This window comes from Pontibacterium sp., from assembly GCF_041587635.1.
Taxonomy (GTDB): Bacteria; Pseudomonadota; Gammaproteobacteria; order Pseudomonadales; family Balneatricaceae; genus Pontibacterium.
The window spans coordinates 1-3,592 of record NZ_JBFGYC010000423.1; the positions used below are offsets into that span (position 1 = coordinate 1).

At 52.3% G+C, this 3,592-nt stretch carries 4 protein-coding genes; 1 reads left to right on the forward strand and 3 read right to left on the reverse strand.

From position 1 onward, the window contains the following. The 3 genes from ABYW01_RS16740 to ABYW01_RS16750 form a co-directional block, all read right to left on the reverse strand. The coding region (locus ABYW01_RS16740) for a TRAP transporter large permease subunit (RefSeq protein WP_372834892.1) at positions 1 to 739 on the reverse strand (739 nt) is incomplete at its 3' end. 23 nt (positions 740 to 762) lie between these two features. Further along, positions 763 to 1,299 carry a TRAP transporter small permease subunit gene (locus tag ABYW01_RS16745; RefSeq protein ID WP_372834895.1) on the reverse strand — a complete coding sequence of 179 codons (537 nt, stop codon included), beginning with the start codon at positions 1,297 to 1,299 and terminating at the stop codon, positions 763 to 765. A 176-nt stretch (positions 1,300 to 1,475) separates the two neighbouring features. Then, positions 1,476 to 2,561: a TRAP transporter substrate-binding protein gene (locus tag ABYW01_RS16750; protein WP_193952324.1), complete on the reverse strand. Its 1,086-nt coding sequence runs from the start codon at positions 2,559 to 2,561 to the stop codon at positions 1,476 to 1,478. Positions 2,562 to 2,935: 374 nt separating this feature from the next. On the opposite strand from ABYW01_RS16750, the gene minC reads away from it, so the two are divergent. Further along, positions 2,936 to 3,592: septum site-determining protein MinC (gene minC, locus ABYW01_RS16755; RefSeq protein ID WP_372834898.1), on the forward strand; the 657-nt coding region annotated here is incomplete at its 3' end.

Genomic DNA, 3,592 nt, shown 5'->3' on the forward strand with positions numbered 1-3,592 from the left:
CAGTCGGTGTGGCGATACCCGCGAAGATAGAACCCAGCACGATCAGGATCAGGGCCAGCGGCGGGATGATCGCTTTCAGCGCTTTCACATACTGCTGACGTTTGTTTTCAACGTCTTCATCCATCGGCAGCGCAGGCGCGGCTTCCGGTTTCATCCAGCTGTAGATCAGGATGTAGATGATATAGGCACCGATCAGTACAAAACCCGGTCCAATCGCGGCCTGAAACAGGTCACCCACCGGAATACCCAGTACGTCACCCAGAATGATCAGAATGATGGACGGCGGGATGATCTGCCCCAATGTACCGGAGGCGCAGATGGTGCCGCACGCGAGTGACTTATCGTATTTGTACTTCAACATCACCGGCAATGAAATCAGGCCCATCGCCACCACGGATGCACCCACAACACCGGTGGACGCGGCCAGCAGTGCGCCGACCAATACGGTCGAGATCGCCAGACCACCCCGAACACCGCCAAACAGTTTACCCATGGATTCCAGCAGCTGTTCTGCCAGACGGGTTTTCTGCAGCACGATGCCCATAAAGATAAACAGCGGCACGGCCATCAGCACCGTGTTTTCCATAATGCTCTGGATACGGAACGGCATGAAGGCAAACATCTCAGGGCCTTCTGCCAGTATTCCAAACAGCAGCGCAACGCCGCCAAACGTAAAGGCCACCGGGAAGCCAAACAACAACATCCCCAGCGCCACAAAAAACATGACTATACCGATCATAATTGTATTACCTGTTAATGCGTTTAATGCGTTGGAGGCTGGTAGCGTGCAACCGGATGATGACCCAGCAGAGTGTTGACTGATTTCAGCATCAACCCCGCACCACTGATGGCGATAGAGAAGAAAGCAAAGGGAATCACCGCCTTGATAATCCAGCGATACGGCAAACCACCCGGATCACCGGAAGTCTCGCCCAGCTCATACGCTTCGCTGGCAAAACCTACGCCGTACCACGCCACCAGCAAGGCAAACGGCAGTAACAAGATCAGAGAACCCAGCAGATCGATCCACGCCTTTTTGTTGCCCGTCAGGCGTTCATAGATCAGATCTACACGTACGTGGCCACCCGTGCGCAGGGTATATGGCACCCCCAACATGAACATCGCCGCAAACAGGTGCCATTCCAGCTCCTGCATGCCGATTGATACATCGTTAAACAGGTAACGCATGACAACGTCGAAGAAGACGTTAAATAACATCAGGATAAATAACAGGGCGGCAATCTTACCCAGCAGGTCAGAGAAGGTATTGATCGCGCGTTCCAGACGGAGCAGAAACATAACAGCGCCTCTAGAGTAGAGATGGGAGGAGACTGCGTGAAAGCGTCACGAGCGCAGCTTAGGCAAGGCAAAGCTTGGCGAGAACGCGCAGTTTACGTTTTGTAAATGAGCATTTTGAGCCAAGCTTTAACGCCGCCTAAGCCAGCGCAGTAGGTTTCACGTAGTCTCCAGCGGATTTACTGAGACGACAGGCTATTCAGGTAGGCCTTATCGGAGATGTCGGTCCATACACGGGACTTCTGCATGTACATCGCCTGAGAGGTGATGATCTCTTTCGCCAGAGGGTCAGCTGCGGCTTTCTCTTTCAGCAGTTCAGTGTTGGCTGTTTTCATCGCGCCGATTACGTCAGCTGGGAACGATTTGATCTGGATATCAGGATGCGCTTTCTTCATCAGATCCCAGTTTTCAGCTGACATGTGGTAAGACTGGATGTACATGTCATACGCCGCGGTACGCATCGCGACACGCAGAATCTCTTGCAGATCGGCAGGCAGTTTTTTCCAGGTACGCTCGTTCACAAGGAACTGCAACTCAGTCGCAGGCTCATGCCAGCCGGTGTAGTAGTACGGTGCGATTTTGTGGAAACCCATACGCAGATCAAGAGATGGGCCTACCCACTCCAGTGCGTCGATGGTGCGGCGTTCCAGTGCGGTGTAAAGCTCACCCGCTGGAATGTTGGTTGGCTTCGCACCCAGTTTAGCCAGTACTTCGCCCGCAAATCCCGGAATACGCATTTTCAGACCTTGCAGGTCATCCAGCGAGTTAATCTCTTTCTGGAACCAACCGCCCATCTGGTTACCGGTATTACCACCCGGGAAGCTCATCAGGCCGTATTTGCTGTAGACCTTCTCCATCAGCTCCATACCGCCACCGTTGTAGAACCAGCCGTACTGCTCGGGCGCGGTCATACCAAAGGGCATGGTGGTGAAGTACAAGGTGTTAGGCACTTTGCCTTTCCAGTAGTAAGACGCAGAGTGCCCCATATCGTACTGACCGGCACGCACCATATCGAAGATACCGAACGGTGCTTTGTGTTTGTTTTTGGAATCGATGGTGATCTTCAGACGACCGTTGGACATGGTCTCGGCCATTTTCGCCATGTTACGCGGCGCGTCACCAAAGATTGGGAAGTTGCTTGGCCAGGTTTCAGCCATCTTCAGGCGATAGACTTTATCATTATCCGCAGCCTGAGCAGGCGCAGCCAATGCCGCGACACAGGCTGCCGCCGCGATCAGTTTTTTAGTGAAGGTGAGCTTTATCATTTTTGTTTTATTCCTCAGTGTGGACTCTAATTCGGGACCTGAGCAGTACGGAGATAGATTGCCCTGCTAAGGCCAAAGCCAACATTCGGAATAGTTCGCAAACCGCCTGAAAATACTACGTAGGCCGGTGCGTAGAAGTGCGTTTGGCCCTACGTAAAACTACGCAAACGCTTGTTTTATCAGGGATACAATTTGTTGTACAAATTAAGGAAGGGATTCTTCTGCGGAAAACCGCCCAACAATTGATCAATTAATAACCACTGGATTTAAAAGAGTTTTTTGCGAAATTCGGTCTAGTACGGTTTAATGCGTGACTTGCTGCGCAGATCCTGTGGCAGCTGGGTTTCCCGTCAGTTTCCGGTAAGGATGTTTCTATGAACGATGCCTGCTTCCAGCTTAAAGGTAGCGCCGTCAGCATTATTGTACTCGAGCTTTATCACTACTCTGTTCCATCCTTTACCGAACTGCTTGGCGACAAAGTGCGTCAGGCTCCACAGTTTTTTCAGCAGTCACCGGTGGTGATCAGTCTGGAGAAACTTGAAGAGACTCCGTCTCTGGATTTTGCCAGCCTGCTGGAGATCTGCCGCGAGTTTCATCTACAGCCGATGGCATTGCGTGGTGTACCTGAACATCTGCTGGCGTCTGCGCGTGATTGCGGTCTTGCATTGATTCCGGCAAACCAGCGTAACAGCACTGAGCTGGACACCCGTCAGACAGAAGATCAACCCGATGCGCAGGCAGAAGTGGTTGTGAAGAAGATTGTTGAAGAGAAGCTGGTCCGTCGCCCAAGTAAGGTGATCACCCGCCCGGTGCGTTCCGGTCAGCAGGTGTATTCCGAAGGCGACCTGATCGTGATGTCGCAGGTGAGTGCTGGCGCTGAAGTTCTGGCCGAAGGTGATATCCACATCTACGGCACATTACGTGGTCGCGCGCTGGCCGGAGTAACCGGTGATACGAATGCAAAAATTTTCTGCCAAAATCTGTCTGCCGAACTGATTGCGATCGCCGGTAACTTTATCTTAAGCGATTCA

Coding starts and splice junctions, on each gene's coding strand:
- ABYW01_RS16750 (WP_193952324.1), bottom strand. CDS start 2,561: ATGATAAAGCTCACCTTCACTAAAAAACTGATCGCGGCGGCAGCCTGT.
- ABYW01_RS16745 (WP_372834895.1), bottom strand. CDS start 1,299: ATGTTTCTGCTCCGTCTGGAACGCGCGATCAATACCTTCTCTGACCTG.